Source organism: Cupriavidus oxalaticus (assembly GCF_016894385.1).
GTDB lineage: Bacteria > Pseudomonadota > Gammaproteobacteria > Burkholderiales > Burkholderiaceae > Cupriavidus > Cupriavidus oxalaticus.
The window spans coordinates 1,031,668-1,054,761 of the sequence record NZ_CP069811.1 but is presented as its reverse complement, the minus strand read 5'-3'; the positions used below and the strand labels follow the sequence as shown (position 1 = coordinate 1,054,761).

The 23,094-nt window shown below is 65.8% G+C and carries 18 protein-coding genes and 1 pseudogene; 10 read left to right on the top strand and 9 right to left on the bottom strand.

Annotated features, from left to right (window positions below):
- Positions 1–87: 87 nt before the first annotated feature.
- From JTE92_RS04710 to JTE92_RS04695, 4 genes are all read left to right on the top strand, one after another.
- Positions 88–1,284 (top strand): amino acid aminotransferase, encoded by a 1,197-nt coding sequence (locus JTE92_RS04710; protein WP_063240377.1) that lies wholly within the window; start codon positions 88–90, stop codon positions 1,282–1,284.
- 189 nt (positions 1,285–1,473) lie between these two features.
- A complete protein-coding gene (locus JTE92_RS04705) occupies positions 1,474–2,109 on the top strand; it encodes a (2Fe-2S)-binding protein (RefSeq protein ID WP_371136902.1) in 636 nt (211 codons plus the stop codon).
- A gap of 9 nt (positions 2,110–2,118) precedes the next feature.
- Positions 2,119–3,111 (top strand): FAD binding domain-containing protein, encoded by a 993-nt coding sequence (locus tag JTE92_RS04700; RefSeq protein ID WP_063240379.1) that lies wholly within the window; start codon positions 2,119–2,121, stop codon positions 3,109–3,111.
- Positions 3,112–3,123: 12 nt separating this feature from the next.
- Entirely contained in the window at positions 3,124–5,337 is a 2,214-nt protein-coding gene (locus JTE92_RS04695; protein ID WP_063240380.1) for a xanthine dehydrogenase family protein molybdopterin-binding subunit, read from the top strand.
- Between the two features lie 107 nt (positions 5,338–5,444).
- Here the strand turns inward: JTE92_RS04695 and JTE92_RS04690 are convergent, their stop codons facing one another.
- The 9 genes and pseudogenes from JTE92_RS04690 to JTE92_RS04655 form a co-directional block, all read right to left on the bottom strand.
- Positions 5,445–6,248 (bottom strand): IclR family transcriptional regulator, encoded by an 804-nt coding sequence (locus JTE92_RS04690; protein ID WP_063240381.1) that lies wholly within the window; start codon positions 6,246–6,248, stop codon positions 5,445–5,447.
- A gap of 26 nt (positions 6,249–6,274) precedes the next feature.
- Complete coding sequence (locus tag JTE92_RS04685) at positions 6,275–8,377, bottom strand: acetate--CoA ligase family protein (protein WP_063240382.1); 2,103 nt, start codon at positions 8,375–8,377, stop codon at positions 6,275–6,277.
- Between the two features lie 4 nt (positions 8,378–8,381).
- Entirely contained in the window at positions 8,382–9,176 is a 795-nt protein-coding gene (locus tag JTE92_RS04680) for an enoyl-CoA hydratase/isomerase family protein (RefSeq protein WP_063240383.1), read from the bottom strand.
- A 50-nt stretch (positions 9,177–9,226) separates the two neighbouring features.
- The gene (locus JTE92_RS04675; protein ID WP_063240384.1) at positions 9,227–10,222 is read right to left on the bottom strand and encodes a tripartite tricarboxylate transporter substrate binding protein; all 996 of its coding nucleotides are present in this window, start codon (positions 10,220–10,222) and stop codon (positions 9,227–9,229) included.
- Positions 10,223–10,444: 222 nt separating this feature from the next.
- A pseudogene (locus tag JTE92_RS30760) lies at positions 10,445–10,537 on the bottom strand (error-prone DNA polymerase); the annotation flags it as partial.
- Positions 10,538–11,631: 1,094 nt separating this feature from the next.
- Positions 11,632–12,870, bottom strand: coding sequence for a CaiB/BaiF CoA transferase family protein (locus JTE92_RS04670; RefSeq protein ID WP_063240385.1), 1,239 nt, complete (start codon positions 12,868–12,870; stop codon positions 11,632–11,634).
- Between the two features lie 75 nt (positions 12,871–12,945).
- Entirely contained in the window at positions 12,946–13,953 is a 1,008-nt protein-coding gene (locus tag JTE92_RS04665) for a Bug family tripartite tricarboxylate transporter substrate binding protein (protein WP_063240386.1), read from the bottom strand.
- A gap of 38 nt (positions 13,954–13,991) precedes the next feature.
- On the bottom strand, positions 13,992–15,080 hold the full coding sequence (locus JTE92_RS04660) for a Zn-dependent alcohol dehydrogenase (protein WP_063240387.1): 1,089 nt from the start codon (positions 15,078–15,080) through the stop codon (positions 13,992–13,994).
- A gap of 53 nt (positions 15,081–15,133) precedes the next feature.
- Positions 15,134–17,026, bottom strand: a complete 1,893-nt coding sequence (locus tag JTE92_RS04655; protein ID WP_063240388.1) for an alkyl/aryl-sulfatase — start codon at positions 17,024–17,026, stop codon at positions 15,134–15,136.
- Between the two features lie 236 nt (positions 17,027–17,262).
- Between JTE92_RS04655 and JTE92_RS04650 the strand changes: the two genes are divergently transcribed.
- The 6 genes from JTE92_RS04650 to JTE92_RS04625 all read left to right on the top strand — a co-directional run bounded on the left by JTE92_RS04650 (position 17,263) and on the right by JTE92_RS04625 (position 23,042).
- A complete protein-coding gene (locus tag JTE92_RS04650) occupies positions 17,263–17,991 on the top strand; it encodes a TetR/AcrR family transcriptional regulator (RefSeq protein WP_167525655.1) in 729 nt (242 codons plus the stop codon).
- 93 nt (positions 17,992–18,084) lie between these two features.
- The gene (locus tag JTE92_RS04645; RefSeq protein ID WP_063240390.1) at positions 18,085–19,521 is read left to right on the top strand and encodes an aldehyde dehydrogenase family protein; all 1,437 of its coding nucleotides are present in this window, start codon (positions 18,085–18,087) and stop codon (positions 19,519–19,521) included.
- A 122-nt stretch (positions 19,522–19,643) separates the two neighbouring features.
- Entirely contained in the window at positions 19,644–20,654 is a 1,011-nt protein-coding gene (locus JTE92_RS04640) for an ABC transporter substrate-binding protein (protein ID WP_084254705.1), read from the top strand.
- Between the two features lie 7 nt (positions 20,655–20,661).
- Positions 20,662–21,540, top strand: coding sequence for an ABC transporter ATP-binding protein (locus tag JTE92_RS04635; protein ID WP_306431084.1), 879 nt, complete (start codon positions 20,662–20,664; stop codon positions 21,538–21,540).
- Complete coding sequence (locus tag JTE92_RS04630; protein WP_063240393.1) at positions 21,533–22,300, top strand: ABC transporter permease; 768 nt, start codon at positions 21,533–21,535, stop codon at positions 22,298–22,300. The genes JTE92_RS04635 and JTE92_RS04630 overlap by 8 nt, the downstream gene beginning before the upstream one ends.
- 70 nt (positions 22,301–22,370) lie before the next feature.
- Positions 22,371–23,042 carry a TetR/AcrR family transcriptional regulator gene (locus JTE92_RS04625; protein WP_084254706.1) on the top strand — a complete coding sequence of 224 codons (672 nt, stop codon included), beginning with the start codon at positions 22,371–22,373 and terminating at the stop codon, positions 23,040–23,042.
- Positions 23,043–23,094: the final 52 nt, after the last annotated feature.

The window sequence follows — 23,094 nt, the reverse complement described above, 5'->3', positions numbered from 1 at the left end:
GCCGCCGGTTAGAATCCTTGCTGCGCGGTGCCCGGCGCCTGCCTACGCCACGCAGCAGCCCCCTCCGACCTGATTCCATCGCATCCCATGTTCGCACACATCGAAGCCTTCCCCGGCGACCCGATCCTCTCGCTCAACGAGGACTTCCAGAAAGATCCCCGCACCGACAAGGTCAACCTGAGCATCGGCATCTATTTTGACGATGACGGCCGCCTGCCGGTGATGCAGGCCGTCGCCAGGGCCGAGGCCGCGCTGCTGGCCGACATGGGTCCGCGCCCCTACCTGCCGATGTCGGGCCTGGCGGGCTACCGCAGCGCGGTGCAGGCGCTGGTGTTCGGCGAAGACTCCCCGGCGCGCGCCGCCGGCCGCATCGCCACGCTGCAGACGCTGGGCGGCTCCGGCGCGCTGCGCGTGGGCGCGGACTTCCTCAAGCGCTACTACCCGCAGTCGCAGGTGTGGATCAGCGACCCGAGCTGGGAGAACCACCGCGTGGTGTTCGAGCGCGCGGGCTTTACGGTCAACACCTACCCGTACTACGACGACGCCACCGGCGGCCTGAAGTTCGACGCGATGATGGACGCGCTGCGCGCCATTCCCGCGCAAAGCATCGTGCTGCTGCACGCCTGCTGCCACAACCCGACCGGCGTGGACCTGAACCAGGACCAGTGGCGCCAGCTGATCGCGCTGATCAAGGCCAACAACCTGCTGCCGTTCGTCGACATGGCCTACCAGGGCTTCGGCGCCGGCCTGGAAGACGACGCCTTCGCCATCCGCGAGCTGGTGGCGCAGGACGTGCCTTGCCTGGTGGCCAATTCGTTCTCGAAGAACTTCTCGCTGTACGGCGAGCGCTGCGGCGGCCTGAGCGTGTTCTGCAACAGCGCCGGCGAAGCCGCCAATGTGCTGGGCCAGCTGACCGGCGCGGTGCGCGCCAACTACAGCAACCCGCCGACGCACGGCGCGCGCGTGGTGGCCAAGGTGCTGGCCACGCCCGAGCTGCGCCAGCTGTGGGAAGAAGAACTGGCGCAGATGTGCGGCCGCATTGCGCGCATGCGTGAAGCGATCCACCACAACCTGCGCGACCATGTCAGCGGCGAGGCGCTGTCGCGCTACCTGACACAGCGCGGCATGTTCACCTACACCGGCCTCACCGCCGACCAGGCCGAGCGCCTGCGCGAGCAGCATGGTGTCTACCTGCTGCGCTCGGGCCGCATGTGCGTGGCCGGCCTGAACGAGCGCAACGTGGGGATCGTGGCGAAGGCCATCGGCAGCGTGCTGAAGGGCTAAGGCTTTCCCGCCCCGCTGACAATGCCAGGAGCGGCGCCATCGTGCGCCGCTTTTCTTTTTGCCGGCCGGCTGGCGCGAGCGTAATTTCTACAAGCCCCCGTGGAGTTATGACGTGCGCGGCGGCACCGCTTCGCCGCCACTGCCGGTGCAGGCCTGCCCCGCCGCCGGGCACCGAATTTGCTGCCCTTCTTGCTGCACTATCAGGCACGACGCCATCCCATGGTGCCGCCCAGTCCACAAGAGGCCAGCGCAATGTCCGAACACAAGGAGCCCTCCCGGCGCGATGCCACCGCGCCCGCAGGCAATGCCGCACGACCCGTCACCCTCAGGATCAACGGCCAGTCCCACACCCTGCAACTCGAGCCCCGCACCACCTTGCTCGACGCGCTGCGCGAAGTGATGCACCTGACCGGCACCAAGAAAGGCTGCGACCGCGGCCAGTGCGGCGCCTGCACGGTCCTCAGCAACGGGCGGCGCATCCAGTCCTGCCTGACGCTGGCCGTGATGCAGGAGGGCCGTGACCTCACCACCATCGAAGGCCTGTCCGACGGCGATGCGCTGCACCCGGTGCAGGCGGCCTTTGTCGCGCATGACGCACTGCAGTGCGGCTTCTGCACGCCGGGGCAGATCTGCTCGGCCGTCGGCATGCTGGCCGAGGCGCGCGCCGGCGAGGCCAGCGCGGTGCAGCCGCTGGCGGCGCCCACGCTGCCGCTTGGCGACGAAGAGATCCGCGAGCGCATGAGCGGCAACCTGTGCCGCTGCGGCGCCTATCCCAAGATCGTCGCCGCGCTCCGCGAGGTCGGCGGCAGGCAAGGCAAGCGCTGAGGCGGCGGCATGCAGCCATTCTCCTACGTGCGGCCCGACACCATCGACGAAGCGCTGCGGCTGGGCAGCCAGCCGGGCGCGCGCTATATCGGCGGCGGCACCAACCTGATCGACCTGGTCAAGGCGGGCGTCGAGGCGCCGCAACGGCTGGTCGACGTGAGCCGCCTGCCGCTGGCGCAGGTCGAGGCGCTGCCGGACGGCGGCCTGCGCATCGGCGCGATGCTGACCAACACCGACGCGGCCAACCAGCGCCTGGTGCGCGAACGTTATCCGCTGCTGGCACAGGCGCTGCTGTCCGGCGCCTCCGGGCAGTTGCGCAATATGGCGACCGTCGGCGGCAACCTGCTGCAACGCACACGCTGCCACTACTTCTACGACACGGGCTTCCCGGCCTGCAACAAGCGCAAGCCCGGCTCGGGCTGCGGTGCGCGCGACGGCATCAACCGCATGCACGCGATCCTTGGCGCCAGCGAGCATTGCATCGCCGTGCATCCGTCCGACATGTGCGTGGCGCTGGCCGCGCTGGAGGCCGTCATCGTCGTGCGCGCGCCCGGCGGCGAGCGCCGCATCCGGATCGCCGACTTCCATCGCTTGCCGGAAGACAAGCCCGAGATCGACACCACGCTGGCGCCCGGCGAACTGGTCGTGGCGCTGGAGCTGCCGTCCTCGCCCTACGCTGCCCACGCGCACTACCTGAAGGTGCGCGACCGGGCCAGTTTCGCCTTCGCGCTGGTCTCTGTGGCCGCGGCGCTCGAGTTTTCCGGCCATACCGTGCGCAGCGCGCGGCTGGCGCTGGGCGGCGTGGCACACAAGCCCTGGCGCGTGCCCGCCGCCGAGCAGGCGCTGACCGGCCGGCCGCTGAGCGCGCACAGCGCTGCCGAAGCCGCCCGCCTGCTGCTCGATGGCGCCCGGTCCTATGAGCACAACGCCTTCAAGGTCGGGCTGGCGCAACGCGCCGTGGTGCGCGCGCTGCAGGTGGCGGCCCGCCCGCAAGGCGCTTGAAGGAGCATGGCAATGAGCGTTACCGGAGCCCCCATCGACCGCACCGACGGCGCGCTCAAGGTCACCGGCCGCGCACGCTACACCGCCGACCATGTCCTGCCGGGACTGGTCCACGCGGTGATGGTCACCAGCACCATCGCGCATGGCAAGGTGGAATCGATCGACAGCGCCGCGTGCGAGCAGTTGCCCGGCGTGCGGCTGGTGATGACACCCTTCAACGCGCCGAAACTGCCCAAGGGCGGCAAGGCCGGAGCCGATACGCCGACCGCCGGCCACGTGATGACGCTGCTGCAGGACCGCGCGGTGCACTACAACAACCAGCCCGTCGCCGTGGTCGTGGCCGATACGCTGGAGCAGGCGCGCGCTGCGGCGGCGCGGCTGGTGGTCCGCTATCGCGAGCAGCCGGCCGTGCTGGACTTCGCGCAGGCGAGCGTGCATGCCGGCAAGCCGCAGGGCGAAGACGCCGGCCAGGCCGACAGCCATCGCGGCGATGTCGATGTCGCGCTGCATGCTGCGAGCACGACCGTCGACGAGGTCTACACCACGCCGATGGAGCACCACAACCCGATGGAGCCGCACGCCACCATCGCCGCCTGGGACGGCGACGGCCTGACGCTGTACGACTCCACCCAGTACGTCAGCGGCGTGCGCAAGGCGGTAGCGGCCACGTTCGGCATCCCGCCCGGCAAGGTGCGCGTGCGCTGTCCCTTCGTCGGCGGCGGCTTCGGCTGCAAGGGTTCGATGTGGTCGCACGTGGTGCTGGCGGCCATGGCGGCGCGCGCGGCCGGCAGGCCGGTCAAGCTGGTGATCGAGCGCGTGCAGATGTTCGGGCCGGTGGGCGCGCGGCCCGTCACCGAGCAGCATGTGGTCGCCGCCAGCGGCAGCGATGGCCGCCTGCAGGCGATGCGCCACGATGTCGTCGTCAGCAGCGCGCAGCTCGAGGAATGGCTTGAGACCTGCGCGGTGCTGACGCGCTCGCTCTACGCATGTCCCAACCTGCAAACCAGCCACCGCGTGGCACGGCTGCAGGTCGGCACCATGACCTTCATGCGCGCGCCGGGCGAGGCGCCGGGGAGCTTTGCACTGGAGTGCGCGCTGGATGAGCTGGCGGATCGGCTCGGCATCGATCCGGTCGAGTTGCGCCTGCGCAACTACGCGGATGCCGATCCGCACGAGCAGAAGCCCTTCTCCAGCAAGTCGCTGCGCGAATGCTATCGCGTGGCGGCCGAGCGCTTTGACTGGCCGCGCCGCGATCCGAAACCGCGTTCGATGCAGGCCGGCGGCAAGCTGGTGGGCCTGGGCATGGCCACCGCCACCTACCCTGCCAACCGCTCGGGCGCGAGCGCCATGGCGCGCATCCTGCCGGACGGGACCGCGCTGGTGCGCAGCGGCTCGCAGGACCTCGGCACCGGCACCTATACCGTGATGACACAGGTGGCTGCCGACGCGCTCGGCCTGCCGCTGGAGCGCGTGCGCTTTGAACTGGGCGATACGGATTTCCCCGAGGCGCCGGTCTCGGGCGGATCGCAATCGGCTGCCAGCGTCGCGCCGGCGGTGCAGCAGGCCTGCGCCGCCGCGCGCGGCAAGCTGGTGGCGCTGGCCGTGGCCGACCGCGCCTCGCCGTTGTCCGGCGCTCGCCCGGATGACGTGGAGGTCGTGGACGGCTGGCTGCGGCTGCGCAGCGACCCGTCGCGCCGGGAGCCGGTCGGCGCCGCCATCACGCGCGCCGGCGGCCAGCCGGTCGAGGCCCACGCCAGCGCCGAGCCGGGCGACGAGCGCGAGCAATACGCGATGCATGCCTTCGGCGCCGTCTTTGCCGAGGTGCATGTCGATCCCGACCTGGGCGAGGTCCGCGTGCATCGCGTGCTCGGCTGCTACGACGTGGGCCGCGTGCTGAACCGCAAGACCGCGCATAGCCAGCTGGTGGGCGGCATCGTCTGGGGCATCGGCATGGCACTGCACGAGAAAAGCGACCTGGACCTCGCCACCGGCCGCGTGGCCAATGCCAACCTCGCCGAATACCATGTGCCGGTCAGCGCCGACGTGGGCGAGATCGAGGTCGACATGCTGGACGGGCACGACCCGCATATCAACGCGCTCGGCACCAAGGGCATCGGCGAGATCGGCATCGTGGGGGTTGCCGCCGCCATTGCCAATGCGGTGTACCACGCGACCGGGCGGCGTGTGCGCGACCTGCCGCTGACGCCCGACAGGCTGCTGGACTGACGCCCGGCCGGTATGTGGGTTGTAACGCTTTGTCCGAGCGACAAAGAGTCACCAGAAAGCGCGTTGGGGGTACGGTTCAAAAGCGCGCTGAGGCAATGGTGTGCCTTCTATTGCGCCTGCGACAGCCGCTCCTGTATCGCCTTTGCAAGCTCCATCAGGGGCTGGGCCAGCGCTCCCTCAACCACACCCGCATCCTGCTGCGTGGATACGCTGACGTTCAGCACATGGACGCCATAGGCGTCAAAGCGCATTGGCGTGGCCATGGCCACGACTTGCGGTTGCCATGAGGCAACGCAGTAGCCCTTCTCGTGCACGGAAGAGACCGCGGCTTCGATTTCCCGCCGTAGTTCGCTCCAGCCGCGGCGCCGGTGCTTCTCGGCCATCGACGCCATCATCGCGTTGAAAGCCTCCGGCGCCAGCGTGGCGAGGTGCGCGCGGCCAAGGGAAGTCAGCGCCATCGGGATGCGCTGGCCACTTACCACCGTGCGCAAGGACTGGCGCCGGTTGTAGCGGAACGACTCAAGGTAGACCATCTCGTCCGCGTCGGCGGCCGCCAGTCCGACATTGATCTTGTGCCGCATGGCAAGCGCCACCATCAACGGCGTCGCGACCTGGAGGACCTGCGAGCTGTCGCGCATGGCATGCGCCATGCTGAGGACCGGCACACCGAGCCGGTAGGCCCGGAATTGCGGAATGTACTCGAGCATGCCGGTCTCGATCAACGACTGTGTCAGGCGGCTGACCGTGGAACGGGACAAGCCGGTGCGCTCGGCAATTTCACTGTTGCCGAGCACGGATGAGCCGGCCCGGAAGGCGCGCAGCACGGCGATGCCCCGTTCGAGCGAGCGATTGGGTGTCGCCTTGCCCTGGCCTGGCTTGATGCGTTCGGTGTTGGCGAAGCTGTTTGGCATGACAGGCAATCATACCGTAGCCCTTGTCAGGCCTTGCCGTTGCCGGCCAGCACCGCCACGCCATCGGCGGCCACCACGCCTTGCCCCTGGGGCAGGACGAACAGCGGATTGATCTCCGCCTCCACCAGCCGGTCGCCGAGCGTGGCGACCATGCGGGAGAAGGCAACGATCGCGTCGGCCAGCGCCTCGATATCGGCCTTGGGCCGGCCACGGAAGCCCTGCAGCAGCGGGGCCGTCTTCAGGCGAGCGATCATTGCCAGCGCGGCCTCACGGGTCAGCCCGCGCTCGCCGGGCAGCAGCCGCAGCGTGGTATCGCCGAACAGCTCCGCGGTCACGCCGCCCATGCCGAGCATGATCGCGGTGCCGAGCGCGTCGCGGTGCATGCCAAGGATCACCTCGACACCGCCCGCGACCATTTCCTGCACCAGGAAGCGGTGCGGCGCGACCCCCGTGGCCGAGCCCACGTCGCTTGCCATCCTCGCCAGCCGGCTTGCCACCTCCGCAGGCGGGACGTTGACGGCCACGCCGCCGACATCGCTCTTGTGGGTGATCTGGGCCGACAGGATCTTGAGCACGACGTTGCCGCTGAAGGCTTGCGCGGCCGCCACCGCCTCGTCGCCATCTGCCACGACAGCCTCCCTGGCAACCGGGACACCGAAACTGGCGAACAAGGTCTTGGCGGCGGCTTCGTCGATCGAGCCGGTGCCAAAGGCGGCGAGATCCGGCAACGGCAGCGCGGGGCTGCCGGCTTCGTCGACCGCGCTGACATTGCCCGCATGCAGCATCGCGCCGAACGCCACCGTGCAGGCCTCCGGCGCGGAAAACGCCGGCACGCCACGACGATTGAGCAGCGATGCGACTTCCGGCGCATGCGGGCTCACGTACGCAATCACCGGTTTGTCGCTGTCGGGCAGGCAGTCGCGGATGGCATTGGCCATCAGGTCCGGCATGGCCAGGCCGGACGAGCCCACGATCACCGCCACCGCGTCATAGCCCGGGCTATCGAGCAGGATGCGGATCGCGGCACGCAACAGATCAGGCTGCAGCCCGGCAAGGGTCACGTCGATCGGATTGCGGTCGAGCGCCGCATGGTCGCCCTTCTGCAGCGCGCGCAGCTTCGCCGCGGTGGCATCGTCCGGCGCCGGCGTCTCGAAGCCGGCCACGCCCAGGCTGTCGGAGACCAGCGTGCCGGCGCCGCCGGTCGAGGTCAGGATCGCAACGCGGTTGCCCGTCAGCTTGCGCCCGGTAGCCAGGGCGGCGGGCATGTCGAGCAGGTCGGAGAAGGTCTGCGCGCGCATCACGCCGACCTGTTCGAACAGCGCGTCGTACATGCGGTCGGCACCGGCCAGCGCGCCGGTATGTGACACGGCGGCGCGCGCGCCGCTCTCGGAACGGCCGATCTTGAACGCCACCACCGGCTTGCCGGCGCGCGCCGCCTTCAGCGCCGCGCGGCGGAACGCTTCCGGGTTGCGCACGCTCTCGACATACAGCGCGATCACGCGGGTGGCCTCGTCATCGGCCAGGTAGTCGATAAAGTCGGCCAGGTCGAGGTCGACTTCATTGCTGGTCGAAACCAGCTTGGACAGGCCGATGCCGCGCGCCGCGGCACGCGACAGCAAGGCGCCGAGGATGCCGCCGCTTTGCGACACCACGCCGATGCTGCCGGCCGGGAACTGGTCCATCTCCAGCGCGCCGCTCGCTGACAGCGGGATGTTGTCGGTCAGGTTGACCAGGCCGATGGTATTGGGCCCCAGCAGGCGCATGCCGCCGGCCGCCTCGACCAGTTCGGCCTGGCGCCGCGCGCCCTCGGCGCCGGTCTCGGTATAGCCGCTCGCCAGCACGATGGCCGCGCCCGCGCCGCGCGCCGCCAGGTCGCGCACCGCCAGGTGGGCACGCTCGGCGCCCAGCAGCACGATGCCCACGTCCGGCACTTCGGGCAGCGAGGCAATGTCGGGATAGCAACGCAGCCCGTCGATCGACTCGACCTTGGGGTTGACGGGGTAGATCGCCCCGCTGAAGCCATGCTTGCGCAGGTAGGAAACCGGGCGGCCGGCAGTCTTGGCGGGATCGGCGGAGGCGCCGATCACGGCAACGCTGCGCGGTGTGACAAGTCGTTGGATCGCATTCATGGGGTCAGGCCTTGCTGGCGGTCTTGTTCAGGAAAGCCAGCACGGAGTCGCGATGCGCGGTGCTGGTGTAGCAGATGCCCTGCGCCTGGCTGCCCTGGGCAAAGACCTGGTCGGCGGGCAGTTCGAAGGACTGGTTCATGATGCTCTTGCCCAGCGCGATCGCGGTGGCCGAGCCCTGGCTCAGTTCCGCCGCCCAGCCCAGCGCATCGTCGATCAGCGCCTCGGGCTTGCTCAGGCGGTCGGCGATGCCAAGCGCCTTCGCTTCCTGCGCCTCGACCTTGCGGCCCGTGAAGACCAGTTCCTTCGCTGCCGACAGCCCCACCCGGCGCGGCAGGAAATACATGCCGCCACCGTCCGGAATCAGGCCCCGGTGGATATAGGACCACGAGAACGACGCCGATTCGGACGCCAGCACGAAATCGCAGCACAGCGCGGTATCGGCACCCAGACCGGCCGCGGCACCGTTGACCGCGGCGATGGTGGGCTTGGGCATGGTGTGGAGCAGCCTGACGGTGTGATGGACGCGCTGCTGGCGGCTCCAGCCATTGAAGCCCACCTCACCCTGCGGCGCTTCCATGCGGCGCTGCATGCCGGCCACGTCGCCGCCGGCGCAGAAGCCCTTGCCGTTGCCGGTGAGCACCAGGGCGCGGATGGCCTTGTCCGCCGCCACGCGCTCCAGCGCGTCGATGAATTCCGAACGCATGTCGTCGCTCATGGCATTGCGCTTGTCGGGGCGGTTGAAGGCGAGCAGCGCGATGCCGGATTCAATCTTCAGTTCAATCAGGGAATAGTGGTCCATGGTCCTGTCCGGTTCCGTGTATCCGTTCTGTGTTCTTGCAGGTGGCGCGTTCAGTCGGCCGTGATGTTGGCGGCCTTGATGACCTGGCTCCAGCGCTGGCTCTCGGCCTTGACGTAGCCGCCGAACTCGTCCGGCGTGCCGCCACCGATGGCAAGTCCCTCCTGCTCGGCGCGCTTGCGGAACGCCTCGGCATGCACGGCCTTCTTCGCCGCGGCGTTCAGCCGCGTGATCACCGCAGCCGGCGTGCCGGCCGGCACGAACAGGCCATACCAGCTATCCGCCGCATAGTCGGGCACGCCGCTTTCCGCGATCGTCGGCACCTTGCTCAGCGCCGGCGCCTGCGAGCGCTGCGCGGTCGTGACCGCCACCGCACGCAGCTTGCCGCTCTCCAGGTGCGGCGCGACCGCGGCTGCCGTGGCGAACATCACATCGACCTGCCCGCCGAGCAGGTCCGTGATCGCCGGGCCGCCGCCACGATAAGGAATGTGGTTGATATCGACCCTGGCCATCTTCTTGAACAGCTCGCCGGCCAGGTGCGCCGAAGTGCCGGCGCCTTGCGAGGCGTAATTGAGCTTGCCGGGCCTGGCCCTGGCGGCTGCGATCAAGTCCTGCACGGTCTTGATGGGGCTGTCCGGCTTCACCACCAGCACATTGGGGGAGCGGCCCACCAGCATGACGGGCGCGAATGCCTTGTCCGTATCGAACGGCAGCTTCCTGTGCAGGCTCGGATTGACCGCGTGGGCGATCGTCGCCATCACCAGCGTGTAGCCGTCGGGCGCGCTCTTGGCTACCGCATCGGTGCCGATGATGGTGCTGCCGCCCGGCTTGTTGTCGACAATGACTGGCTGGCCCAGGTCCTCGCCCATGGTGATGCCCATCGCCCGCGCCAGGTGGTCGGTACCGCCGCCGGGGGCGAACGGCACCACCATGCGGATCGGCTTGTCGGGGAAGGCTGCAAGCGCCGGCAACGGCGCTGCCGCGGCCATGAGGAACGGGATGGCTGCCTTGGCAAGCCGGCGGAACAATCCGGTGCAGAACGGATGCATGTTTGTCTCCTGGAACAAGTCGGAACACCGCGGCCACCAGGCTTTGTGCACCGGGCGCGTTTGTTTCTTTGTTGGAGACAGCTTAGGCCTTGCCAGGCGATTCCACACCCCTCGAATTCCACTGTATGGAATTCAAGCGGACAAGGAAATGCTGACTGATTGGCTGAAACCGGTGGCGTCAGCCCGCCGGATTTTCGTAGCGACAACGGGGAAAGCCGGTAATCAATGAAAATCCCGACTCCCCACCATCAACCTCCCCAGCATCGGACTCAGATCCACCAGCTCCCTGGCCACCAGGTGCTGTATGTCCCCCCTGGCATCTCAGGTCAGGAGCTCTGGCACGGAACGCGTCGCTGCGCTCGCTTGGCGCTATCGCCGCGCCCGCCTGTTTGCTCCCCTCTCCCGCTTGCGGGAGAGGGGCCCGGGGGAGAGGGCCGGAGCCTCCAGTGAGAACCTTCACACCATGCGCCGCTCTTCGTTAGACCACCAAGAAATCCGATGACGGAGACCCACCCAGCTCGCGCTCGAACTGCAGACGTAGAAATGCGCAAGCGCGGCCTGCTATGTCAAAATTCGTTTCCGATTGGTCAGTCTCATTGACCGGTTAAGTGCGGGTGTTTGTGTAGGAAACCGGAATTAGCTGGACTACAGATCAGTTTGCTGGACTGGAAATCCGGAATTAGCTGGACCGCCGTGCAGTTCTCGCCGACGCTGAGCCGTGATCTGTAGCTGAGTTCGCCCCTTTGCTCACTGGGCGTGGCTCAAGAAGTCGGCGAAGTGGCCGTCAATACGGGACTCCATTCCGTGTCCTCGCCATGCGTTACATCCCGATCCGCGACCAGCACCTAACTATCCTCGCCCGCAACCGCGATGCCTGGCGGGTTCGGGCGGAACGACTTGACGTCGAAGATCTCATTCGGGCATGCGTTCCGAATGCCGCCACTTGCGATCCAAGCATTGTGGCCGACGCGATCCGGGAGCGGTTCGATAGCTTCGACGACGGCACTCCGACATGGCGGCTGTCGTCGCAAGAGCGATAAGAAGCCGGCCCAGGCGGATCCAGCGCCGAGGTTCGGCGTGCCATGGAGGACCGTTGTCGGCCAGCTACCGACGTAGGTTCCGGCCGAACCGAGTTATACAACCGTCGCTTACCTAACTGATAGCGGACTTCGGCACGACGAGGCTTGCCGATAGAAGATTGCTGTTGCCCGATGTCCGTACTTTAGGAATGACGGGCAGGAGCGCACGCTTTTGATGACCATCGCCCACGGGGCCGGTCCGCACGGTAAGCCGGGGAGCATGGAATGATCCGCGTTGACCGGCCTGAAAGGGATCAGCGTGCGCGCGATGGTCCGACAGGTCGGCTTTTCAATGACAGCCTACCGCGCGACCGTGGCCAGCATCGGCGCTCAGGCTTGCGAGGCAGTATCCGGCAAGGTCAGCACACCGCGCGCCTGCAAGGCTCGCAGTTGCGCCTCGCTCAATTCCAGCAGCTGCTGCAGCATCGCCCGGGTGCTCTCGCCCAGTGTCGGCGGGGCGTACCGGATCGGCAGGCGTTGGCCGTCGAGCCGATACGGCGGCGCGAACACGTACGTGTTCCCCGCCACAGGATGCGGCATCTCGCGCAGCAGCTCGCCACGGCGCGTGCGTTCGCTGGTCAGTGCTTCATGCAATCCCGCCACCTTGCCGCATGGAATACCGCAGGCGGACATGCGTTCCAGCAGCACTTCACGGGGGAAGCCGCGAATCACATCGACGATCAGCGGTGTCAGGGTCTCGCGGTTCCTTGCCCGCTCTACGTTGGTGGCGTAGCGCGGATCCTCGACGATGTCCGGGCGCTCCACGACCTGCCGGCAGAATTTCTCGAACTGAGAGTTGTTGCCCACGGCTATGATCAGCGGCGCATCGGCGGCATCGAACATGCCATACGGCACGATCGAAGGATGCGCATTGCCAAAGCGCGCGGGGTCACGCCCGAGCAACATCGCGTCGAGACCGTAATACCCCGTGACCATCACCCCACAGTCATACAGCGCCATCTCAATCATCTGGCCGTTGCCGGTGCGCTCGCGCCGGAACAGGGCAGCTAGCACCGCCTGGGCCGCGTACATGCCCGTCATCAGGTCCACCACCGCCACGCCAAACTTAAGCGGCGACTGGGTCGCCTCGCCATTCAATGCCATCAGGCCGGCTTCCGCCTGAATCACAAGGTCGTAGCCTGGCCGGGCAGCTTCGGGACCGCTGGTATCGTAACCCGACACCGCACAGTAGATCAGGTCCGGCTTGATCGCCTTGAGCTGCGCGTAGCCGAGCCCCAGCTTCTCAGCACCGCCGGTCTTGAAATTATGGATAACTACGTCGCATTGCGGCAGCAAGTCGTGGACGATCTTCAGCCCATCGGGGCTTTGCAGATCCAGAGTGACCGACCGCTTGTTTCGATTCATGCTGTTGTAGTAGGTCGTCTCAGTCTCGCCCACGCGCATGCCCCAGTCCCGCGTATCGTCGCCGCGACCGGGGTGTTCGACCTTGATTACTTCCGCTCCAAAATCGGCGAGCACCTGGCCGCACAGGGGCCCGGCAAATACACGCGACAGGTCGAGCACCCGTACCCCTTCCAGGGGAAGATTCATACATTCGATAGCTTCCATATCCGTTCTTCTACGTCACAGGAGGTCCAACACGTCCCCGCCAGCGGCAAGCCGCTGGCGGCGAGGCTGCGTTTCTCAGTCCAGGGTGACGCCAGTATCGGCCGTCAGCTTCAGCACCACTGGCAACAACGCCTTGTAAGTAGCGTCGGCCTGATTGGGCAAGTTCCCGATCGGCTCCGCCCCCATACCTTCAATCTGCGCATTCAAGGGTTCGCTGTTGACGAGTTTTGAGACTTCCTTACCGAGCCGGTCAACTATCGCCTGCGGCGTCTTGGCCGGCGCGAGGAGCGTCATTGGTGACACCACCTGATATGCCGGATCGGCATAGCCCGCCTCGGCGAACGTCGGAACGTTCGGCAAACGCTTCGCCCGATGCGGCCCTGTCACGGCGAGTGGGCGTAGCTTGCCGCTTGCGAAGTACGGCTGCAGCGTGGTGACGGTACCCACGGTGACGTTGATCTGTCCGGCCAGCAGGTCCGTGGTCATCGGACTTTCACCCTTGTATGGCACGTGCAGGATGTCAATGCCATAGGTCTTTGCCATATACGTCTGGATTGTATGGGGTACCGTGCCCGGCCCCCATGAACCCATGCGCAGCTTGCCTGGGCTTTTCTTGCCGTAGGCAATCAGCTCGGCCACGGTCTTCGCGGGCACGGACGGATTGACAGCCAGCACCGTGCGCGCCATGGCGATGTCAGAGACCGGGCGCAGATCGGTTCGCGGATCGTAAGGCAGGTTCTTGTAGAGCGCGATATTGGCCGTGATCGGGGCGGGCGTGGAAAGCAGCAAGGTGTAGCCGTCTGCCGGCGCCTTCGCGACCATGCTGGTACCGATGATGCCGCCCGCGCCGCTCCTGTTCTCGACCACGACAGGCTGCCCAAGGCGCTGGCTCAGCCCCTGTGCCAGTGCTCGCGCGAGAATGTCTGTCAGGCCGCCGGCGGCGTAAGCCACCACCAGCCGCACCGGCTTGTCGGGGTAAGTGCTTTCCGCATGTCCGTAGCCGGACTGCGCAGCCAGGAAGGCAAGTGCGATGGCCGCGCAGACCGCCTGGCGTCGGCGCCGGAATGGGGTGGGCAGGTTCATGGTGTCGTCTCCTCGTTTATCTGCTCTGATGGCAGGCGTCAGTGTTCGAATTGAATGACCGAACGCGCCAGTTCACCGCGGCGAAGCTCGTCGAAGGCCTCGTTGATCTGCGCCAGCGTCATGCGCCGCGAGATCAGCTCATCCAACTTCAGCTTGCCGGCCAGGTAAAAGTCCACCAGCCGGGGCATGTCGACAGGGAAGCGGTTCGATCCCATCATCGATCCCTGGATGCGCTTTTCCGCCAGAAAATCCGTGCCCTTGAGCTCGATCTTGACGCCGGGTGGAATCATGCCGATCACGGTCGCGGTGCCGCCCCTGCGCAGCATTGCGAACGCTTGTTCGGTCGTCTGCTTAAGCCCGATCGCCTCGAAGGCATGATGCACGCCGCCACGCGTCAGCTCGCGCACGCCGTCGACCGCATTGGTCGCGCTGGCGTCGATGACGTCAGTTGCGCCGAACTCCCGTGCGAGCGCCAGCTTGCCCGGCATCCTGTCGATCGCGATGATCCGGCCGGCTCCGGCGATCTGCGCCGCGTTGATGGTCGCCAGGCCGATGCCGCCACAGCCGATCACGGCCACGGTTTCGCCGGGCCGGACCTTGGCGGTGTGCGAGACCGCGCCGAATCCCGTGGTCACCGCGCAGCCGATAAGGGCAGCGCGGTCGAGCGGCATGTCGGGCCGGACGGCGACCAGCGCGTGCTCGTGGATTAGCATCTGCTCGGCGAACGCGGAGAGGTTGGCAAACTGGCGCATCACGCCGCCTGGGGGAGCCATCAGGCGTGGCTCTTCGTCATCGGAACGACGCGTGTCGGGCGCGATACATAGCGACAGGTGCCCGGTCAGGCAATGCTCGCAATGTCCACAGTAGGCCGACAGGCAGGTGATGACGTGGTCACCGGGCTTAACTGTGCGCACTTCCGAGCCCACCTGCTCGACCACGCCGGCGGCTTCATGCCCGAGCACCACCGGCAAGGGATGCGGGTAGGCCCCATCGACAAAGTGCAGGTCGGAATGGCAGACGCCGACGGCCGCCGTCCGTACCAGGACTTCGCGCGGACCCGGCTTCGCGATGGCCACTTCCTCGATCACGAGCGGCGTCTTAGGCGCGTGCAAAACTGCTGCTTTCATCTATCTATCCTTCGGTTGATGTGAGGTGAACTTTGCGCGGGCGTGGCCGTCACTTACGGCTCGATGACATTGAACTGATGATCGAAAGTATCGAGCGTGCCGAGCAGTGCTGAGAACTGTTGCGGATCGCCATCGACACGGATGCGACCTTCTGCCAGTGCGTTGGGGAAGTCGGTCTTGCGCAAGAGGATCGCGTCCAGCGTCGCGCGCTCCATGCTGACGGTGGCCAACGCCGCATCCGGCCGCCGGTCGTTGCGCACGGTGAGCGCGCTGTTCTCGAGGTTGAGCGAGTAGCCGCGGCCGGTGTCGGTCATGACCCAGTCCAGCCGCAGCTGCAGGCCTTCCGCCTGCTCGCCGTTGATGCGCACCGCGAGGTAGTCGAAGAACATCTCGTCGGTCATGGCGCGCACCATGTCGCTGCCGCGCGCGGTCTTGATCTCCACCGCCTTGGCACCGATGCGCAGCTCGCGCGCGCCGAGCAGGAAGGCGTTGCGCCAGGTGGCGGACTCCGCCTGGAATCCCATCTGCTCCATGGCTGCCGCGCCGAGCTCGCGCGCTTCTGTGTGACCCGGGTCGGAGAACACGACGTGGTTCATGACCTGTGCGACCCAGCGGTAGTGGCCTCTCTCAAAGTCGTCGCGCGCACGAGCGACCACGGCGTCGGCACCTCCCATGTACTCGACGTACTTCGTACCAGCCGCCTCGGGCGGCAACGCATGCAGGTTGGCCGGGTTGCCGTCATACCAGCTCAGGTAGTGCTGGTAGACCGCCTTGACGTTGTGCGACAGCGTGCCGTAATAGCCGCGCGCATGCCATTGGCGATGCAGGCTGTCGGGCAGGCGCAGAGTCTCGGCAATCTCGCTTGCCGTCATGCCGTGATTCATCAGCCGTACGGTCTGGTCATGGATGTACTTGTAAAGGTCACGCTGCTGGGCCAGGTATTCCGACAGCCGGGCGGTGCCCCATGCGGGCCAGTGGTGCTGCGCGAATGCCACGTCGGCGTGTGGTGCATAGCGTTCGAGCGCGCGGTCGAGGTAGTGCGACCACAGCCTGGCATTGCGCACCTGGGCGCCGCGCAGGGGGCAGAGATTGTGCAGGGTGCGCGTCGCGTTCTCGGCAAGGTTCAGTGCGCGCAGCTGCGGAAAGAAGAAGTGCATCTCCGCCGGCGCCTCGCTCTCTGGCGTGAGCTGGAAGACGATCTCGACGCCATCAATCGTGTGCGTTTCCGCCTCCTGGGAGATCAACCAGGTGGGCGGGATCAGCGTGATGGTGCCGCGTCCCACGTTCTTGCCGAGGCCGCTGTCGATCTGGCAGCAGGCATTGCTTGCGAGCGTGAACCCGAACTGAAACTGCGCGCGCCGCCCCATCGCTGGCCCGGCGATCACGTTCTCCGAAACGGCGTGCTCCATAAAGCCTGCTGGCGCAATGACGTGCACCTTGCCCGCCCGGACATCCGCTTCGGACACCACGCCCTTGACCCCGCCAAAGTGATCCGAATGGCTGTGGCTATAGATCACTGCGACCACCGGCTTGCGCGGGCGATGCTCGAGGTACAGGTTCAGCGCCACCGCGGCGCTTTCCGAGCAAGTCAGCGGATCGATGATGATCAGCCCACGGTCCCCTTCGATGATCGTCATGTTGGCGAGGTCGAAGCCACGCACCTGATAGATGCGGTCGCAGACCTTGAACAGACCATGGTGCAGGTTGAGCCGTGCCTGCCGCCACAGGCTCGGATGCGCCGTGTCAGGCGCCTGCTCCGGCTGCAGGAAGCCGTAGTCGGCGAGGCTCCACACCAGGCGGCCATAGTCATCGCGAACCTCCGCGTCGGGCACGGTGGCAATGAAGCCGCGACTCGCCTCCTCTTCGTCCAGTCCATCCTCAACGGGCAAGTCTTCCAGTGCCCGGAACTGGGCGGCCCGCGTCGGGCCGGATGCCATGTTTTGCATAGGTCTCCGCTTTGTGTCGTGAATGCGCGCCGCCGAGCCAGGCTGGCCTTCGCATGCGGCAAGTGCCGACGGCGTGCGATGACCGAAGTAAAGCACGTGCTTTAATCAAAGTAAAGCACTTGATTTAATTTTGGCATCTGTCTAAGCTCTCCCTGCCCGGCAACCGGGGCCGGCGTCGGATTTCCCCGTGCTGTTCCCCCATGCCAGCGATGACTTCATTTGCCAAGGTTGAACCGATGAAACAAGCAACTGCCCGTGTGCGCCAAAAGTCCGGGCCGGCGGAAGCGGCCGAGGCGTCGGCCTCGGCGAACAGCTCGGATTTGCTGCTCTTCACGGCAGAGCGCCTCTATGCGGAAAAGGGCATCGACGCGGTGTCGATGCGCGAGATTTCCCGCGAGGCCGAGCAGAAGAACACCTCCGCGCTGCACTACCACTTCGGCTCAAAGGAAGCGCTGATCCGCGCCATCCTGCAGCGGCGCATGCAGGAATTCGACGAACTGCGCAATGTGTTCCTGAATGAGGCCTTGCAGCGAGACCCGCAGCCGAGCGTGCGCACAGCCGTCGAGGCGCTGGTCAGGCCGATGGCCACGGGGCTGAACGAGCCCGGCAAGGGGAATTACTACAATCGCTTCCTCGCGGCCGCGCAGATGCACCCCGATGTAGACATCGTCGCGTTCACCAGTGACGAGACCAATCGCGGCTTCCGCCGCGCCCAGGCGTTACTGGAGACGGCGCTGTCCGGCTTGCCGGCCAGCCTGGTCAGGCAGCGATACCTGTCCGGCCTGGCCTTCATCATCTTCAGCCTTGCAGATTTCGAGCGCATCAAGGCCAGACGCGGGCGCCAGAACCGCGGCTTCGACATGACCCGTGCCGTCGAGAACCTGATCGACATGGTCGTCGGCGCCGTGCAAGCACCCGTGTCGGAGCGCGTGCTCGCCCGCCTGCGCGAGAACGGCAACTCCTAAGCATCTTTCACGCGGAACACCCCCGGCGTCGCGCCAACGCGGCAACGCCGCGGAAGCGCGTGCCCGGAATTCTCACAACGGAAGCAATAGACCATGCAACAGCGAGACAACCTTTTCATCCATGGCAAGTGGGTGGCTCCCCACGGCACTGGCCGGATCGACGTGATCCATGCCGCGAACGAAACCGTGATGGGCCGCATTCCCGAAGGGACGCAGCGCGATGCGGAGGACGCCATCCTGGCGGCTCGTGCGGCGTTCGACGGCTGGGCGGCGACGCCTGCGGCGCAGCGCGCGGCGTTGCTCGTCAGAGTCGCCGAAGGGCTCAAAGAACGCAGCGAGGAACTGGCGCAACTGATCGCGGGCGAGGTCGGCATGCCGATCAAGCTCGCCCGGGCGATCCAGGTGGGCGGCCCGATCCATAACTGGTTGCAGGCTGCCAAGCTGCTGGAAAGTCTCCATTTCGAGGACGAAGTCGGCAACTCGCTGGTGATACGCGAACCGGTCGGCGTGGTCGCGGCGATCACCCCGTGGAACTATCCGCTGCACCAGATCACGCTGAAGGTATGCGCCGCGCTAGCCGCCGGCTGCACCGTCGTGCTGAAGCCATCGGAAGTGGCACCGCTGAATGCCTTCGTGCTTGCCGAAGTGATCGAGGACGCCGGCTTGCCTGCTGGCGTGTTCAACCTGGTGACGGGCTATGGACCAGTGGTGGGCGAAGTGCTGGCCAGTCACCCGGAGGTGGACATGGTGTCGTTCACCGGCTCCACCGGCGCCGGCAAGCGCGTGTCCGAGCTCGCGGCGCGTACGGTCAAGCGCGTGGCGCTGGAATTGGGGGGCAAGTCGGCCTCAATCATTCTGGACGATGCGGACCTGCCGTCGGCAGTCAAGGGAACGATCAGCGCGTGCTTCCTTAACTCGGGCCAGACCTGCTCCGCTCACACCCGCATGCTGGTTCCGCGCGACCGCTACGACGAAATCAGGGCGATCGTGAAGCAGGTTGTGGCCGGCTACACGCCGGGCGACCCGATGGAGCCATCCACGCGGCTCGGGCCGCTGATCTCCGCCACGCAACGCGAGCGCGTGCGGGCCTATATCCGACGCGGCGTCGAGGAAGGCGCAGAACTGATTTCCGGGGGGGCGGACGCACCGGCGGGCCTCGACAAGGGTTTCTACGTCAGGCCGACCGTGCTGGGCAATGTGGATCCAAAGGCAACCGTGGCGCAAGAGGAAATTTTTGGTCCGGTGCTTTCGATCCTCTGCTACGACAACGAGGATGACGCGGTGCGTATCGCCAACGACAGCCTCTACGGACTGGGTGGAGGGGTCTGGTCTGGGGATGACGCGCGCGCACTCCGCCTCGCTCGACGCATCCGCACGGGCCAGGTAGACATCAACGGTGGCCCTTTCAATATGGCCGCGCCATTCGGTGGCTATAAGCAGTCCGGCAACGGCCGCGAAGGCGGCCGGTACGGCCTGGAAGAGTTTCTGGAATACAAGGCTTTGCAGTTGAGGAAGCCTGCGGCCCCCTGAAACCCGGCTAGGGTATTTCCCCATGCGGCATCGCCTTGACTCTTGCCTGTCGGTCAACGATATTGGGAATACGGAATCCGTATTTCGATTTACAAGAAACCGACCGAAGACAGGAGACAACGATGGGAGTACGCCTCAAGATGGGCGCGGCGATGGTCTGTTTGCTCGCGCTCGGCGCGGGTGCGCAGACCGCTCCGCAAACGGTGCGCATCCAGACCTATGCGGGTTCAACCGGGCCTCTGCAAGCGGTGGTGGCTTCCGCCAAGGGCTTCTGCGGCAAGCACGGTATCGAATGTGAGCTCAAGGTTCTGAATTCGGGCCCGCTCGGCATGCAGACGCTGGTGGGCAAGACCATCGACGTGGCCATGCCGGAAATCAACGCAGCCATTGCCAGCGCGGCCGGCGGTGCCGATGTGCAATTGCTGAGTGGCTCCGTGGCCCGGCCCATCTTTACGCTGGTGGCCCGCAGCGACGTCAAGCTGCCGAACCTCGCCAAGGGCTACCCCGCCGTCATGCACGATCTGAAAGGCATGAAGATTGGCGTCACTGCGCGCGGTGCCGGCAGCGAGCTGCAACTGGTCCAGCTACTGCGCAGTGCCGGCATGTCGGCTGCCGACGTGACCATGGTGCCCGTGGGTGGCCCGGGCACCGCCTATGCCGCACTGGTGACAGGCAAACAGGTCGACGCCCTGATGATGTTCCAGCCAGTGAAGACGCTCTGCGCCATCAGCCGCAACTGCGTCAAGGTAGTCGATCCGGCAGCGGGCGAAGGACCTGCCGATGTGCTGGCGCAGGACGGCGCTTCCACGCCGTTCGTCGCGCGACGTGAGTGGATCGAAGCCAACCCCAGGCTTGTCACGGCGCTGCTCGCGGCTTTCGCCGATGCCGAGGCATGGGCGAAGAAGCCTGAAAACTTCGAGGAACTGGTCCGCATCTATGAACCCATTACCCCCCTCAAGGTACCTGACGCGGATGCGATCCGACGCAGCTGGCTCAAGGACTCGCTGGCTGTTTACAGCTTGAACCTGAAGCGCAGCGCAGTCCAGGCCGCGATACGGCAGGCCGAGGCCGACAAGCTGATCACACGGCACGTCGATGTCGCGCGTTTCGTTTCCAGCCATGCTCCGCAGTGAGGCATCCATGCAGCGATCCGCCCTGAATACCGCCTCGGTTTCCACTCCGCCTGCCCCATCCTCTTCCGCCATGCCGCAGCGCCGTGCAAATCGCGACGCCGCGCCGCTGAGCCCGGACGGCTTGGCTATCCGCTTTGACGGCGTCACGGTCCGCTTCCGGCCCGACGTGCAAGCGCTCGCGGACATCAACCTTCACATCCGGACGGGCGAGTTCGTTTCCATTGTGGGCCCCAGCGGCTGCGGAAAGACTACGCTACTGAACTACGTGGCGGGCCTGGTCCCGACCATCCATCTCGATGGAACGGTGCTGGTGCATGGGCAAGCGCCTGTCACGGGACATCGCGCCCTGGCGTACATGCTTGCCAGAGATGCCCTGTGCCCATGGCGGACGGCGCTCGGCAATGCCGAACTGGGCTGCGAAGTACGCGGGATGGCCAAAGCCGAACGCCGCGACCGCGCCGCGTATTATCTGGATAAGGTCGGACTTGGCGCCTTCGCCAACAGTTTCCCGTCCGCACTCTCGCACGGCATGCGTCAACGGGTGGCGCTGGCACGTACTTTCGCCATGGATTCATCGATTCTGCTGATGGACGAGCCCTTTGGCGCGCTGGATGCCCAGACCAAGCTGCAACTGGAAGACCTGCTGCTTTCACTCTGGGAAAAGGAACAGCGAACCATTCTCTTCATCACCCATGACCTGAGCGAAGCGGTATCCATGTCAGACCGCGTAGTCGTCATGAGTGCCCGGCCCGGACGCATCATTGCCGACGTCCCCATCGACCTGGCAAGACCGCGGTCAGTGCGCGCCTTGCAGAAGGATCCCGCCTACCACCAACTCTATTCCCAGGTCTGGGAAAAGCTCGAGGAGGGCCTGAAACATGAGTGAATCGAAACAACACCGCTGGGGCATCACGCTTTCCAGGATCGCCGTGGTCGCCGGGCTGTTTGGTCTCTGGGAATTGGCCGCCACTCGCAACTGGATCGATCCTGTCCTGATTGGAACGCCGCACTTGATGGTTGCATATCTTTGGGACGGTCTGTTCGTCAGCCGCCAATTGCTGGCCGATCTGGGCTGGACGCTGCTCGGCATGGCACTGGCCTTCCTGCTTGGCAGCAGCGCGGGCATTCTAACCGGCATGCTCTTCGTCTCGCGTCCGAGGCTGGAAGCGGTACTCGACCCGATCCTATCGGCAATCAACGCCATGCCCAGGATCGCGCTGGCGCCGCTGTTCCTGATCTGGTTCGGCCTCGGCCTGGGATCCAAAGTCGCTGTGGGCTTCAGTCTCAGCTATTTCATTGTCCTGTCGAGCACGATTGCCGGCGGGCGGGGTGTGAGCCAGGATCACCTGACACTTGCACGTACCCTTGGCACCAGCGGCACGCAGCTATTCCGTACCTTCACGCTGCCCAGCGCGGTGCCGGTGCTGTTTTCCGGTCTGAGACTGGCCCTGATCTATTCACTGCTCGGCGTCGTCGGCGCCGAAGTGATTGCATCGGAGCATGGACTAGGGCAACAGCTTTCCCTGCTGGCCGCGAATTTCAACACCAGTGGTGTGTTCGGTGTGCTGATCCTGCTTTCGCTGATCGGCGTTGGCTTGATGAGCGCCACATCCTGGATCGAATCACACCTGCTGCGGTGGCGTTGATGGATAGCGTAAAGGCAATGGGTAGGAATTTGGCATACTAACGAAAATCGATCCAAACTATGCGGCAACCATGACCAAGAACGTACCGGCCACCCTTCCCGCACGCGAAGCACGAGCGAGTATCCGCCCCGCCCGGCAAGCGCGCAGCGAGCAAAGCCTGCAGAAGATGCTGGCCGCCGGCCGGGCGCTGATCGAGGAGAAGGGCAATCTCGACGATCTGTCCATCACCGAGTTGACTGCGCAGGCCGGTACGTCCGTCGGCGCTTTCTACCGCCGCTTCGAAAACAAGGAAGCCTTCTTCGCGGTGGTCCAGGAAGCTGTGCTCGAGGAGATACGGGAAACCATGCAGCATGCCGTGACCACGGAAGCGGTCTGGCATGACGGACCAGCCACGGCCATTGCCGATCGCATGATGGAATTGTATGTCCGGAATTTCCAGGAGAACCGCGGCCTCTTCCATGCTTCGCTGCTTCATTTGCCGGCCAGGGAGACAACGTGGAGTCCGGTGCGCGAGTCAAACGTACACGCAATGAACGTGATGCTGCCGTTGCTGATTGCCCATATGCCCGCTGCCAAAGGCGTCGACTGGGATTTCGAGGCCCGCGTTGCGATGCAGACAATCGTCGGAATGCTGGTGAACATCATCCTGAATGATCCTGGCCCTCTGCATTTGCATGACAAGCACTTCGCTGCACAGGTCAAGCGACAGTTTCGCCGCACGCTTGGTTTGCCGACCCACTGATTTTTTTGTCGTTTAACCAGAATAGAAATTCCTATTTCGTTTATTGAATGAA